The organism is Micromonospora sp. 4G55 (assembly GCF_016803375.1).
Window position 1 is genome coordinate 1 of sequence record NZ_JAEVHN010000108.1, and the last position, 13,719, is coordinate 13,719.

The following is a 13,719-nucleotide window of genomic DNA, read 5'->3' on the forward strand; positions in this document are numbered from 1 at the left end:
CGTCCGGGCCCACGGCGTACCGGGCCAGCCGGGGTCGGCCGGTGCGCAGCGCCTCCGCCGCCGCGTCGAGCACCGCCGACTCGACGCAGCCGGCCGGGATCCCGCCACGCACCTCCCCGACCGGGTCGACGGCGAGCAGGTCGCCCGGCGCCGGCAGGCCGGCGGTGCTGGACACCACGGTCGCCAGCCCGAACGGCACACCCCGGCGGTGCAGGTCGCAGAGCGAGGCGAGTAGATCCCGCATGCGCCGGTCACCCCTTCCACCTAGGAGCTGTCTGCCCCGATTTGAAGGCTTATCCTACGGTTGTCGGTACGATGACCCGGTGCAGAACGGGCGCGCGGGCGTGGACCCGACCGACGGGTGGTCGTCCCCGGTCACCCTCACCGTCAACGGGACGACGCACGAGGTGACGCTCGACAACCGCACCACCCTGCTCGACGCGCTGCGGGAGCGGCTGGGGCTGACCGGGTCCAAGAAGGGCTGCGACCACGGCCAGTGCGGTTCGTGCACGGTGCTGCTCGACGGCCGCCGGGCGAAGAGCTGCCTGCTCCTGGCGGTCACCCTGGACGGCCGGGACGTGTCGACCGTGGAGGGGCTGGCCACCGGCGGGGAACTCTCCCCGCTCCAGGCGGCGTTCATCGCGCACGACGCGTTCCAGTGCGGATACTGCACCCCCGGGCAGCTCTGCTCCGCCCGGGCCATGCTCGACGAGGTCGCCGCCGGCTGGCCCAGCGCGGTCACCGCCGACCTGACGGGACCGGTGGAGCTGACCGACGCCGAGATCCGGGAGCGGATGAGCGGCAACCTGTGCCGCTGCGCGGCGTACCCCCACATCGTCGCCGCGGTCCGCGACGCGGCGGCGTCGGGATGAGACCGTTCCGCTACCACCGTCCGGCCGGCGTCGCAGAGGCGGTCGCCCTGCTCGACGCAGCGCCGGACGGGGCGTACCTCGCCGGGGGGACCAATCTGGTGGACCTGATGAAGCTCGGCGTGCAGCGGCCGGACCTGCTGGTGGACGTCAACCGGCTGGCGCTGGACACGGTGGACCCGCTGCCGGACGGCGGACTACGGATCGGCGCCACCGTCCGCAACAGCGACCTCGCCGCCCACCCGCTGGTCCGGCAGCACCAGCCGATGCTCAGCCGCGCACTGCTCGCCGGGGCCTCGGGACAGCTGCGCAACATGGCCACCACGGCGGGGAACCTGCTGCAACGCACCCGCTGTGTCTACTTCCAGGACACCGGCCGGGCGTGCAACAAGCGGGAGCCGGGCACCGGGTGCGCCGCCCTGCACGGGCAGAACCGGGACCTGGCGATCCTCGACTGGTCCGAGGCGTGCGTGGCCACCCATCCGTCCGACCTGGCGGTCGCCATGGTCGCGCTGGACGCGGTGGTCGAGGCGTACGAGCCGGACGGGCCCCGCGACGTCCCGGTCACCGAACTGCACCGGTCTCCCGGCGCGCATCCCGAGCGGGAGACCACGCTCGCCCGGGGCGCGCTGATCACCGCCGTGCGGGTTCCACCGCTGCCGTTCGCGACGCGGTCGACGTATGTGAAGGTCCGGGACCGGGCGTCGTTCGCGTTCGCGGTCGGTTCGGTGGCCGCGGCACTGGACCTGGAGGGGGACATCGTCCGCGACGTCCGGCTGGCGTACGGGGCGGTGGCGCACCGGCCCTGGCGGGCGTACCGGGCGGAGGACGCGCTGCGCGGCCGGCCGTTCACCGCCGAGCTGGCCGCGCGGGCCGCGGACGCCGAACTGGCCGCGGCCCGACCGCTGCACCACAACGCGTTCAAGGTCCCGCTGATCCGCAACATCACGGTCCGCGCCCTCACCGACCTGGCCGGCCCGGTGAACCGATGAACGCCACCGCAACGGGCGCGGTGGGGCGCGAGCACCCACGGTTGGAGGGCCGGGACAAGGTGACCGGCGCTGCCCGCTACGCGGTCGAGTACCCGGCCGAGGCGGTGACCTACGGGTGGGCCGTACCCGCCGCCGCGACGCGCGGCCGGATCAGCCGGGTCGACCCCGCCCCCGCGCTGGCCGTCCCGGGGGTGCTCGACGTGCTGCACCACGGCAACGCCCCCCCGGCTCACCCCCGACGTGGACCCCGAGCTGTTCCTGCTGCAGGAGCCGACCGTGCACTACCGCGGCCAGTTCGTCGCGGTGGTGGTCGCGGAGAGCATCGAGGCGGCGCGGGAGGGAGCCCGGCTGGTCCGGATCGACTACGACACCGTCGCGCACAGCACGGTGCTCTCCGAGCACCACCCCGGGTTGTACCGGCCGGACCAGGTCAATCCGAGCTATCCGACGGACACCGCGAGCGGTGACTTCGACGCCGGGTACTCGGCCGCCGAGGTCCAGCTGGATGCCACCTACCGCACCCCGGCCTACCACAACAACCCGATGGAGCCGCACGCCACCACGGCTCGGTGGCAGGACGGCCGGCTGCTGGTCCAGGACTCCACCCAGGGTTCGTCGCCGGTGCAGGCGACCCTCGCCCAGCTCTTCGGGCTGCCCCGGGAGGCGGTCCGGGTGGTGGCCGAGCACGTCGGCGGCGGTTTCGGCAGCAAGGGGTACCCGAAGGCCGCCGTGGTGCTCGCCGCGCTGGCGGCCCGACAGGTGGACCGGCCGGTCCGGCTCGCCCTGACCCGGCAGCAGCTGTTCGGCCCGATCGGCTACCGCACACCCACCATCCAGCGGGTCCGGCTCGGCGCGGACGCCGAGGGCCGGATCGCCGCGATCTGCCACGACGCGATCAGCCAGACCTCCACGCTGACCGAGTTCGCCGAGCAGACCGCCGTCTACACCCGCAGCATGTACGCGGCGCCGCACCGACGCACCACCCACCGACTGGTCCGGCTGGACGTGCCCACGCCGTTCTGGATGCGGGCGCCGGGCGAGTGCCCCGGCGCGTACGCGCTGGAGTCCGCGATGGACGAGCTGGCGATCGCCTGCGGCGTCGATCCGGTGGAGTTGCGCATCCGTAACGACCCGGCGGTCGACCCCGACAGCGGGCAGCCGTTCAGCAGCCGGAACCTGGTCACCTGCCTGCGGGACGGGGCCCGCCGGTTCGGCTGGGCCGGACGGGACCCGACGCCACGGGCCCGACGCGACGGGCGGTGGCTGGTCGGCACCGGAATGGCCGGCGCCAGCTACCCGGCGCGGAGCCGGGCCGCCGCCGCCGCGGTCACCGCCGCGCCGGACGGCAGCTTCGAGGTCCGGATCAACGCCACCGACATCGGCACCGGCGCCCGTACCGCGCTCTGGCAGGTGGCCGCCGACGCGCTGGCGGTGCCGCCGGAACGAGTCCGGATCAGGATCGGCGACAGCGATCTGCCACCGGCCGCCGTCGCCGGCGGCTCGATGGGCACCGCCTCGTGGAGCTGGGCGGTGATCCGGGCCTGCGAGACGCTGCGCGAGCGGCTCCGCGACACTCCCGGCGGGACGCTGCCGCCGGACGGGCTGACCGCCGAGGTGAGCACCGCCGACGAGGTACGGGCGCAACACCCGCTGGCCCGCTACGCGTACGGCGCGCACTTCGCGGAGGTCCGGGTCGACACGGACACCGGCGAGGTGCGGGTGGGACGTCTGCTCGGAGTCTTCGCCGCCGGGCGGATCGTCAACCCCACCACCGCCCGCAGCCAGCTGATCGGCGGCATGACGATGGGACTGTCGATGGCGCTGCACGAGGAGGGCGTGCTCGACGAGCGGTACGGCGACTGGGTCAACCACGACCTGGCCACCTATCACGTCACCGGCTGCGCGGACGTCGAGCGGATCGAGGCGTACTGGGTGGCCGAGGAGGACGCCGAGCTGAACCCGGCCGGGGTCAAGGGGATCGGCGAGATCGGGATCGTCGGAAGCGCCGCCGCCATCGCCAACGCCGTGCACCACGCCACGGGCGTCCGGGTACGCGACCTGCCGATCCGGCTGGAGAAGCTGCTCGGCCGGTAGGTCGGCCCGGACACCACTGGTCACGCGGTATTCGCGATTTCAAACTCCGCCGTTGTCACGACTTCGGGGTAGGAAACTCACCGCCGATCGATGACTCATCGCACTTCGCACGCCTCTCGGCCGTCCGCAGGATGGACCTCACCCGATCAGGCGGCGGAGGCAGGCGACATGGATGAACGGTACGACTCGTACTGCGCGGTCGATCCGCTCTTCTACGACTCGTTGGCCAGCGCGAGCACCGTGGTCGCCGGCTACGCGACGGACCGCCCGGTGCCGGACGGCTGGGAGTGCCAGGTCAAGGACGACTGGCTGATCCACGGCCCGGTCGACGGCTCGCTCCCCCAGCAGGGTTGGAAGATCCACGTGTCGGCCCGGCTGGACAACGCCGAACGGGTGCTGACCCGGGTGATGGACTACTGCCAGCCGCGCGGCATCCCGTTCAAGCACCTGCGCGGGCCGCGGATGCTGCTCATGCGCAACAGCAAGTACGCCCGCCGGGGCGGCAGCGGCAAGTTCATCACGGTCTACCCGCGCGACGACGCCGAGCTGGAGCTGACCGCCAAGGAACTCGCGGCGCTGCTCGACGGCGAGCAGGGGCCGTACATCCTCAGCGACCTGCGCTACGGCGACGGGCCGGTCTACCTGCGCTACGGCGGCTTCGCCGCCCGGTACTGCCTCTCCCCCGACGGGCAGGTGGTACCGGCCATCGAGGACGCGGGCGGCAGCCTGGTGCCGGACCGCCGCGACCCGGTCTTCCACGTGCCGGAGTGTGCCCCGGGGGCCACCCACTCATGCGTCCTTTGCGGACCGCGGCGGACTGACGTTCGCCCAGGCGATTGCAGCGGAACCGGCGCCTACGTGCCGATCCGGCGTGGTTCGAGCCGGGTGGCCGCCGGCCCGGTGAGCTGCCAGAACTCCTTCGGCAGTTGGGCGACGAAGTCCCCGTACTCCTTCTCGCTGACCGCCGCCCGCAGCGTGTCCAGCACTGCGCGCGCACCGTCGGTCGCCGCCTGAAGATCCACCGCAGCCCGTGCCTGGATCCGCTCGAAGAATTCGGCGAGCCCGAACGGTACGGGCTCCTCGTCGGGTGCGGACACGTAGACCCGCAGCTCCTCGGGAAGCTGCGAGGCGAGGTCCCGCGCCTGGCCGCCACTGATCCGTTCCGCCAACGCCTCCAGCGTGGCACGGGTGACGGGCTCGGCCTGCGACGGCAACACCCCAGGTCGCGACGCCACCGCCTGGATGAACTCCGCGTGGTTCACTCGGACCCCCTCTCGCACCGGACCGTGCGGGTACCCGGGAGCGGACGGCTGAAACGGCTCGGGCGCGTGCGGAGGCCTGCAGCGCCGTGCCCCTCAGACCGCGGCGCGCGCCGCCGCGACGATGGCGCTGACCCCGATCCCCGCCTGGTCCATCAGCTCGGTCGGCGTCCCGGAGGTGGGCAGCCCGCGTACGGCCAGGTGGGTCAGCCGGATCGGCTCGGCGAGGTCGGCCAGCGATTCGAGGACGGCCGACCCCAGGCCACCTTCGGGGTAGTGGTCCTCGACGACCACCAGCCGACCACCGGTGTCCCGGACGGCGGCGAGCAACCGCTCCCGGTCCAGCGGTTTGACCGAGTAGAGGTCGATGACCCGGGCGTTGATCCCGGCGGAGGCCAGCTCGTCGGCGGCGGCCAGGCAGTTGTGCACGGTCACCCCGGCTCCGATCAGCGCGACCCGGTCGTCGTCGCCGCCGCGCAGCAGCTTGCTGCCGCCCACCGGGAAGGGTTCGTCGTTGTCGTAGAGCACGGCGTGGCCGCCCCGGGTGGTGCGCAGGTAGTTGACGCCCTTGCGGTCGACCATCTGGGCGACGAGAGCGGCGCAGGAGACGGCGTCGCTGGGATAGAGCACGGTGGACCCCTGGACGGCGCGCATGGCCGCCAGGTCCTCCAGCCCCATCTGGGAGGGACCGTCCGCCCCGATTTCCACGCCCGCGTGGGACCCGGACAGGGCGATGTCGGCCCGGGAGACGCCGGCCATCCGGACGAAGTCGTAGGCGCGGGAGAAGAACGCCGCGAAGGTCGAGGCGAAGGGCCGGTACCCGCGCACCTGCAGCCCGACCGCCGCCGCGACCATCTGCTGCTCCGAGATGAACATCTCGAAGTAGCGGTCGGGGTAGGCGTCGGTGAACCGGTCGGCCCGAGTGGAGTCGCTCACCTCACCGTCGAGGACGACCACGTTCGGCCGGACGCCCACCGCGCGCAACGCGTCACCGTACGCGTTGCGGGTGGCCACCTTCGCGCCCTTGTCGTACCGCGGCAACTGGAGCGGCTCAGCGGCGGGGGCGCCGGTGGGCGGGGCGGGCTCGGGCGCCGGCCCGGTGACGCGGATCTGGCGTACCCCGCCGAGAGCCTCGATGGCCCGCTCGGCGAGATCGGGTTTGAACGGCTTGCCGTGCCAGTCCGGCTTGTTCTCGATCTCGGGTACGCCCTTGCCCTTGACCGTCCGGGCGAGCACGACGGTGGGACCCGTCGCCTGCCGGGCCCGGCCGAGCGCGTCGTCGATCGCGGCCAGGTCGTGACCGTCGATGACGATCGCCTGGCAGCCGAACGCCTCGACCCGCCGCCGATAGGTGTCCAGATCCCACTCCAGCTCGGTCGGCCCCCGCTGCCCCAACCGGTTCACGTCGACCAGCACGGTGAGGTTGCGCAGCCCGTAGTGGCCGGCCTTGTCCAGCGCCTCCCAGACGGAGCCCTCGGCCGTCTCGCTGTCGCCGCAGAGTACCCAGACGTGGTACGGCAACTGATCGAGGTACCGGCCGGCCAGCGCGATACCGACGCCGACCGGCAGTCCCTGACCGAGCGAACCGGTGGCGACGTCGACCCAGGGCAACGCCGGGGTGGGGTGCCCCTGCAGACGCGACCCGAACCGGCGGTAGGTGTCGACCAGCTCCTGGTCGCTGATGGCACCGGCCGCCTTGAAGACCGCGTACAGCAGCGGCGAGGCGTGGCCCTTGGAGAAGATCAGGTGGTCGCTGGCGCGATTGCCCGGCTCCGCCCAGTCGTACCGCAGGTGCCGGGAGATCAACACCGCCAGCAGGTCGGCGGCGGAGAGGCTGGACGTCGGATGCCCGGACGCGGCCTTGGTGCTGCACCGGATCGCGTCCACCCGCAGTTGGGCGGCGACCTCAGCCAGCTGGGTGAGCTGCTCCTCGTCGAGAGTGCGCTCTGCTTCCATCGTCACCGCTGTCGCCTCCAGCGATCGGCTTTTTCGGCCAGCCCCGGACGCCGGGCCGTCCGGCCGATCGACCGGGCCGCTCGCCGCTGACCGGCTCCGCACCTACGGTAGCCAGGAAACCGGGTCGCCATCCGGTAACCACCGATATGCGGCCTGGGTCCCGAAACTCACCTCGGTACCAGGCGGCGCGGGGCCGCCGGGGTGTCCGGGCGCGCACCGCCGTTTGCCGTGGTGGTGCACGGGTAGATGCCGCCATCGGCCAAGAGGAAGGCTCCGAACGTGGACAGCAACGACTTCATCGGCATGGTGGCGAAGCGGGCGAACACGTCATCGGCGCGAGCGACCGCCCTCACCCAGGCCACGCTGCGGACCTTGGCGGAGCGGATAGACGGGGGCGAGGCCCGTGACCTCGCCACCCAGCTTCCCGAGGACCTCAAGGCGTACGCGTTCGCGTCCAGCGAGACCGGGGAGCGGTTCGGGCTCGACGTCTTCGTGCAACGGGTCAGTGGACGCGCCGAGGTGGAGCCGGCGCTGGCCGAGATCGGCATGCGGGCGGTGTTCGACACCCTCCGCGAGGCCATCCCACCCGGCGACTACGACGACGTCGTAGCCCAGCTCCCGGCGGAACTCGAACAGGTCGCCGACCCGGTGGCGCCCTTCGACGGCGGCGCAGCCGCGGTTAGGTGCGCCGCCCGGCCCGCCCCGCGTCACCGCCGGTGACGCGGCGGCTCAGCCGTCCAGTCGGCGGACCATGTTCATGATGGTCTCCACCTGCGCGCCCCCCTTGATCGGGTAGTTGGTCGCGCCGAGGTAGCCCCACCAGTCCCAACAGCCGTTCGGGTTGCTGGAACTGGTGCTCGCCTGCGGGTAGAGCACGATCAGGTTGTTGGTGTCGGCGTACTGGTTCAGGTTGGCCCGGTCCACGAAGGCGGTGCCGACCTTGCCGTACCCCTGGAGACAGCCGTGCAGGGCGACCAGCAGCCGGCACGACTGCCCGGCCGCGCACGACGACGGCACGTAGGCGAAGCCGTTGTCGTCCATGCTCAGGCCGGGTGCCCAGCCGTTGACCGCGTGGGTGCTCTGGCTGAACCGGATGAGCGTCCCGCCGAGCGGGCCGGTGTTCGGTGCGGAGACGCTGCCCAGCAGCTTGCGCAGCAGGCTGTTCTGCGGGTCGGTCCCACAGTTGTTGAGGAACGGCGACGCGGTCGCGGTGCACGCAACCGTCCCGTACGGCGACACCCAGGCGTGCCCGGCCGACGAGGCGCTGTCGTACTGCACGCTGGCGCCGAAGTGCTGGTAGTAGCGGACCAGGTCGTCGGTGACCGATTTCTTCACCGTGTTGTCGTTGGTGCCGTGGAAGACGTACACGGGATCGCCGGAGAGGTTGCTCACCGGGTCGACCCAGCCGTAGGACGCCCAGGTCCGGGTGTACGTCTCGAGGGCGGACAGGTTGGTCGGGTACTGGTTGTCGCCGCAGCCGTAGATCGCCTGGGAGACGTTGTTCTGCGCGCAGTAGTACGGCCCGGCGGCGAAGATCGCCGCGCCCCGGATCCGGGACGAGTAGGCGACGTGCAGTTGGGTGGCCATGTAGCCACCGGAGGAGACGCCGGCGACGTAGACGCCGGAGACGTTGTAGGCCCGCAGCGACCCGGAGACCGGGGCCTTGGTGGCCGGGGTGGCCGCCTGGGCGGGGGCGGCGGTGGTCAGGATCAGCAGCAGGACGGCGGCGAGGACGGTGGTGGTGGCCTTCAGCGGTGTCTTCAAGACGCTCTCCTCGTCCGGGAGCGCCGGCGGTGGTGTCGGCGTGCGCAGACGCTAACGTGACATAGACCTCACTGGATATGAGCGGGGCCGACATGTCGGGCGGTGCCGGTGTGTAGCGCTCGTCCATGCCGGAGCTGTCGCCCCCGCCGCGGCCCGATCCGGCTCGCGCTCCCGCGCGCCGACCCGGCTTCAACACAGGTCAGGGAGCACAGAGGGTGGCCGAGCCGCCCGTTCCTAGCGCGCCGCGCGACCCCGCGGCAAGCCGCGCGTCGGGTCCCCGTCAGTAGAAGAACCTGAGTGGACACTCAGCCCGTCCGCTCGGCGCACCACCCGCACCGTCGGCCCGATGGTTGTCAGACCGCCGGCCGAAACCTTCCCCTGATGCGCCGGTGCCCGAACCGACCTCCGATGACTTGAATTCGAGGTGGGAGATCGCCTCCTCGGCCACACCACCGGCCGACCCGCCGCGCAGGTGGCATCGAGGGCGAAGGGACCACCATGACCGTTCCGTCCAGCCTGCCCCTGGTGTTCTGCGGCCCCATCGTGCGGCGCGTCGACCCGACCAGTGCCACCGTCTTCGTCGCCCTGAAGGCGGACTGCACGGTGACGCTGACCGTCTTCGCGGTGGGCCCGGGCCCGGGTTTCGCCAGGGGCGCGACCGTGGGTACGGCCAGCCGCACGACCGTACGCCTGGCCGACCGGCTGCACGTCGTCGCGGTGACCGTCGCCGGGGTCACCCTCCAGCCCGGCACCCTCTACGGCTACGACCTGTCCTTCTCCGGCGGCGCGAGCGCCGGCAGCCTCTTCGACGCCGACGTGGTGGCGGCCGACGCGGCCACCGCGCGGAAGGCGCTGACGTACCAGGGGCACCCGCAGGCGCCCGGCACGGTGCCGGCGTTCCCCACCTTCGCCACCCCACCGGCCGACCCGAACCGCCTGCGGATCTTCCACGGGTCGTGCCGCAAGCCGCACGGAGAGGGGTACGACGCGTTCCCCGCCCTCGACTCGGTCATCGCGACGGCCGGCGCTGACCCGCTGCTCCGGCCGCACCAGCTGGTGCTCGGCGGCGACCAGATATACGCCGACGACGTGGCCGACCCGCTGATCGCGCTGGTCCACGGCCACCCCGCGGTCCCGGCCAGCGGCAGCGATCCGGAGGTGCCCGCGTACCTCGGGGTGGCGCGCGGCTCGGCCTGGCGCCGGAGACGCTGCCGATCGGGACCAGCGCCCAGCCCACCGACGCGGCGTACCTGCCGGGGAAGCGGGCCACCACGATCGAGCGGGACGCGAAGTTCACCTCCGGCGCGGCGGACAGCCACCTGATGTCGCTGCGCGAGTACCTGTGCATGTACCTGATGGTCTGGTCGGACGTGCTGTGGCCGGAGAGCTGGCCGGCGTTCGAGCACGTGCTGCCCGCCGACACCCGGATCCTGAAGGACCCGCAGGACCGGCGGCCGGGCGAGACGGTGTACGACCTGATGCGCGCCGGCCGGGCGTACACGCCGAGCGCCCAGCAGAAGGAGATCATCGGCCGGTACGAGCGGTGGCAGCGGCAGGCGCTGGGGCTGCGGACGTTCCGGACCGGACTGGCGGCGGTGCGCCGGCAACTGGCGAACGTGCCCACGCTGATGGTCGCCGACGACCACGAGGTCACCGACGACTGGAACATGACCCGCTCCTGGGTGACCGACGCGGTGGTGAACGCCCCGCTGGGCCGGCGAATCGTGCGCAACGCGATGGCCGCGTTCGCGGTGTTCCAGGCCTGGGGCAACACCCCGGAGCGGTTCGCCGAGGCGGGCGCGGCGGGTGAGCCGGGGCGCGCGACGCTGGCGGCGCTGCGCGGCTGGTCGACGACCCCGGGCGACGCCGACGACCAGGCGATGCGGACCCGGCTCGGCCTGCCCACCGGCGTGACGCCCGAGGGACGACTGGTCCGGCCGGCGGGCGCGCTGACCTACCACTACACGGTCACCTGGCCGCGCTACCAGCTCGTCGCGCTGGACACCCGCACCTGGCGGCAGTTCCCCGGCGGGGCCGGCCACCCGGCCGGGCTGCTGCTGGACGACGCACCCCTCGACGAGATGATCACCGGTGGCGGGGTGCTCGGCGACGACGCGGTGACCGTGGTCGCGCAACCGGTGGCGCTGTTCGGGGTGCCGATCCTGGAGCAGGTGGCGCAGCCGTTGGCTCGGGCGACCGCGGGCCGGTGGACGGCGGACGCCGAGGACGCGTGGGTGTCCAGCGACGCGGCCGTCCACAAGATTCTCGGGCGGTTGTTCGCCGCCGCGCCGGCCGGCCCCGACGGGGTACGCCGACGCCGGCTGGTGCTGCTCGGCGGCGACATCCACTTCGGCTCGGCCGAGCGGATCCGCTACTCGGCCGTCCTGCCGTACGGGTGCGGACCCGACCCGGCGAAGCCGTACGAGGGGGTCAACCGCACCGAGGGAGTGATCGCCGGCTTCGTCGCCAGCGCCTTCCGCAACGAGGACTGGAAGACCCGGGCGCTGCACAACGTCGGCTACGTGCCGCTGCTCGACGTCACCGGGTGGATCGACCTGGTGGGCTGGGCCAACGAACTGCCCGACAAGGAGGGGCAGCGGATGCAGGCCGGCCTGCAGGTGACCGTCGCCGCCGACGACGTCACCGGCTGGTGGGTGTCGGGGCGTCCCGCCGTCAGCGACATCGACGCGCTGCGCCGGCTGATCCGACAGCCGGAGTGGAACGTGCACGTCGAGTTCGTCCGCCACGACGAGGCCGACCCGACGGTACGCCGCGACGGCACCCCCGAGTCGGTGGTGGACCCGGCGGGTCTGCCCCGCGACCAGGCCCTGGCCCAGTACCTGGCGGCGGCCCGCAACCTGGACCGCTACAAGGGATCGTGGGAGAGCGGCAAGGAGATCGTCGGCTACAACAACCTCGGCGAGATCACGTTCGACTGGCCCGCCGGCGAGTGCAAGTCGGCCACCCAGCGGCTCTGGTGGCACCTGCCGGGCGAGGAGCGCGCCGCCGCGCTGAGCACGTTCACCGTCGACCTCTCCTACGGCTGCTCGCTCACCGAGACCGCGCCCTACGGCGGCTGGCTGCTGCGCCCCGACGACCGGGACGCCACCGCCACCACCAAGGCCCGCTACGACGGAGTGGAGCGCCCGGCCGCGCTGGTCACCGAGCGCTGGGTGAGCCGGTTGCAGCACGACCTGGCCACGCTGGGGTTCCTCACCCCGGGCGAGATCGACGGAATGTACGGCATCGTCACCTATTGGGCGGTGCGCGAGTTCCAGACGTACGCCCGGGCCGCCCGTACCGCCGTCGAGGCGGCCGGGTCGACCACGCCGCGCTGGTCGGACCGGCTGCAGCCGGTGGACGTGCCGGAGGCCGAGCGCTACCTCGGCCCGGTCAGCGGGGTGGCCGACCTGGCCACCCAGGTGGCGATGAAGCGGTGGCTGCAGAAGCGGTGGCGCTGCCCGGTGGTGGTGGAGTCCTGGCAGGTGGCCGGCGACAGCCCGCAGCGGTTGGCCGCGCCCAACGTGTGGATCTTCGACGAGGTGACCGCCGCCGACCAGCGGCTGTACTCGCGGGTGGTGACCGGCCGCCCGCCCGGCGCGGGCAGCGCCCCCGAGGGCCACCCGGAGCTGATCCGGCTGGGCTCCCACCGGCCGCACGTCACCGCCCCCGAGTGGTCCGGCCCGGTGCTCGCCGCCGAGTCGGAGCTGCTGCCCGAGGCCATCCTGCCCCGCCCGCAGGGGCACACCGCCGGCCCCACGCTGGGCGACCTGGCCGCCGCCATCGCGGCGGGCGGCGATCCGGGGGTACGCGCCGCGCGGCAACTCTCCACCTTCAAGGTGCTTCGCGCGGTGGCGGAGAACCGGGTGCCGGACGCGCCGGCGGCTGGCTCGACTCGGTGGAGGCCTGCGACCCGGCGTGATCCGGTTCGGCCCGTTCGGCTGGCGCGCGCACGGGCCGCTGGTCGCCCCGACCACGTTGCCCGCCGGCGCTGGACATCGCCGCCGACCCCGGAGAGCTGTGGGCGTACCTGGCGTTCCTGCGCGCCACCGACCGCGACGCGTACGACGCCCTGGGCGGGCAGGGCGGCGTGACCGCCGTGCCGGGCTGGGGCCGAGACGGCGCGGGACTGCTCTTCACCGACCTGCGGGTCCTGCGGGCCCGGGCCGCGCAGGCCGACCCCACCGGGGCGGCCCGCGAGGGCATCGGCACCACCCTGGAGCTGCTCGGCCTGCGCTCCTGGCACTGGATGCACCGGTACGCCCTCGCGCTGCGCGGGCACGACGGAGTGCGGCGCGGGCTGTGGACGTTCGCCCGGCAGCGGCTGCACGACCTGCTCGCCACCGGCTGGGACTCCCCCGACCCGGCGGTCACCCCGACGGTGGCGGACGTGCCCGGCGCCGACGGCACACCCCGCCGGGCGCGGATCGGCGACCTGTTCACCTCCGAGCGGTCGGTGGCGGTGCTGGCCTGCTGGCAGCAGTACCGGGCCCACCAACTGGTCGCCCTCGGCCCACCCGCCTCGGCGGCGGAGAAACCCGAGTTCCGGACCCGCCCCCGCGCCGCCACCGAGCTGCAGCAGGTGCTGGTGCGGGCGAAGACGCTCGGGCCGGACTTCACCGGCGCGCCCACCGGCTGGACCGACGCGCACGAGACGGCGCTGGTCACCGCGGTCCGGCAGGTCGTCGCCGCCGACGGCGAGGTCGCCGCCGCGCTGGCCTCGGTGGTCGGCTGGCCGTCCTGGCCGACCGGGCGGCGCTACACGCTGCCGGTGCCGGCGCTGCC

Annotated in this window: 11 protein-coding genes; 7 read left to right on the forward strand and 4 right to left on the reverse strand. The window is 73.3% G+C overall.

Annotated features, from left to right (window positions below; translation table 11 throughout):
* On the reverse strand, nucleotides 1–244 hold a 244-nt coding region (locus JNW89_RS12115; RefSeq protein ID WP_238448992.1), incomplete at its 3' end, for an XdhC family protein.
* A gap of 79 nt (nucleotides 245–323) precedes the next feature.
* On the opposite strand from JNW89_RS12115, the gene JNW89_RS12120 reads away from it, so the two are divergent.
* The 3 genes from JNW89_RS12120 (at nucleotide 324) to JNW89_RS12130 (ending at nucleotide 3,955) form a co-directional block, all read left to right on the forward strand.
* On the forward strand, nucleotides 324–872 hold the full coding sequence (locus JNW89_RS12120) for a 2Fe-2S iron-sulfur cluster-binding protein (RefSeq protein ID WP_309139979.1): 549 nt from the start codon (nucleotides 324–326) through the stop codon (nucleotides 870–872).
* The gene (locus tag JNW89_RS12125) at nucleotides 869–1,861 is read left to right on the forward strand and encodes a xanthine dehydrogenase family protein subunit M (RefSeq protein WP_238448993.1); all 993 of its coding nucleotides are present in this window, start codon (nucleotides 869–871) and stop codon (nucleotides 1,859–1,861) included. Before JNW89_RS12120 ends, JNW89_RS12125 begins: the two co-directional genes overlap by 4 nt.
* A gap of 240 nt (nucleotides 1,862–2,101) precedes the next feature.
* Nucleotides 2,102–3,955, forward strand: coding sequence for a xanthine dehydrogenase family protein molybdopterin-binding subunit (locus tag JNW89_RS12130; RefSeq protein WP_238448994.1), 1,854 nt, complete (start codon nucleotides 2,102–2,104; stop codon nucleotides 3,953–3,955).
* 854 nt (nucleotides 3,956–4,809) lie between these two features.
* Here JNW89_RS12130 and JNW89_RS38715 read toward each other — a convergent pair.
* Nucleotides 4,810–5,235: a DUF2267 domain-containing protein gene (locus JNW89_RS38715; RefSeq protein WP_375155082.1), complete on the reverse strand. Its 426-nt coding sequence runs from the start codon at nucleotides 5,233–5,235 to the stop codon at nucleotides 4,810–4,812.
* Between the two features lie 75 nt (nucleotides 5,236–5,310).
* Nucleotides 5,311–7,170 carry a transketolase gene (locus JNW89_RS12140; protein ID WP_238449002.1) on the reverse strand — a complete coding sequence of 620 codons (1,860 nt, stop codon included), beginning with the start codon at nucleotides 7,168–7,170 and terminating at the stop codon, nucleotides 5,311–5,313.
* A gap of 279 nt (nucleotides 7,171–7,449) precedes the next feature.
* Between JNW89_RS12140 and JNW89_RS12145 the strand changes: the two genes are divergently transcribed.
* Entirely contained in the window at nucleotides 7,450–7,890 is a 441-nt protein-coding gene (locus tag JNW89_RS12145; protein ID WP_238448996.1) for a DUF2267 domain-containing protein, read from the forward strand.
* A gap of 9 nt (nucleotides 7,891–7,899) precedes the next feature.
* Here the strand turns inward: JNW89_RS12145 and JNW89_RS12150 are convergent, their stop codons facing one another.
* Nucleotides 7,900–8,934, reverse strand: a complete 1,035-nt coding sequence (locus tag JNW89_RS12150) for a PHB depolymerase family esterase (RefSeq protein WP_238448997.1) — start codon at nucleotides 8,932–8,934, stop codon at nucleotides 7,900–7,902.
* Between the two features lie 498 nt (nucleotides 8,935–9,432).
* Here JNW89_RS12150 and JNW89_RS12155 point away from each other — a divergent pair, with 498 nt between their 5' ends.
* From JNW89_RS12155 to JNW89_RS12165, 3 genes are all read left to right on the forward strand, one after another.
* Nucleotides 9,433–10,257, forward strand: a complete 825-nt coding sequence (locus JNW89_RS12155; protein ID WP_238448998.1) for a hypothetical protein — start codon at nucleotides 9,433–9,435, stop codon at nucleotides 10,255–10,257.
* A complete protein-coding gene (locus JNW89_RS12160; protein WP_238448999.1) occupies nucleotides 10,257–13,028 on the forward strand; it encodes a peptidoglycan-binding domain-containing protein in 2,772 nt (923 codons plus the stop codon). The genes JNW89_RS12155 and JNW89_RS12160 overlap by 1 nt, the downstream gene beginning before the upstream one ends.
* A partial coding sequence (locus tag JNW89_RS12165; RefSeq protein ID WP_238449000.1) for a hypothetical protein occupies nucleotides 13,025–13,719 on the forward strand: 695 nt, incomplete at its 3' end. The genes JNW89_RS12160 and JNW89_RS12165, both read left to right, overlap by 4 nt.